The 223-nt window shown below is 63.2% G+C and carries 1 pseudogene; it reads right to left on the bottom strand.

Features of this window, described 5'->3' with window-relative positions:
• A pseudogene (locus LD028_RS09955) lies at positions 1–223 on the bottom strand (YqhR family membrane protein); the annotation flags it as partial.

Genomic DNA, 223 nt, shown 5'->3' with positions numbered 1-223 from the left:
CCCCGCCACGGCCAGCAGGATCAGGCCGTACAGCAGGCCGATCCACCACAAGCGGATCCTGCCGAACAAAAGCGAATACAGAAAGACGGCCATGATCGTCTCCACAAACAGCACCAGCGTCCCCAGCCCGATGCCCGCCCAGGAGTTTGCCCTCGCCGTGCCGAGAATCGGCCGGGCGAACGCTTCCACGCCGTATGGTGTGAAGTTCAGATAATGGGCGGCC

This window comes from Anoxybacillus sp. LAT27, from assembly GCF_022030075.1.
In the GTDB taxonomy this organism is placed as follows: domain Bacteria; phylum Bacillota; class Bacilli; order Bacillales; family Anoxybacillaceae; genus Anoxybacillus; species Anoxybacillus kestanbolensis.
The sequence above is the reverse complement of the archived record's forward strand: the minus strand, read 5'-3'. Positions and strand labels throughout refer to the sequence as shown.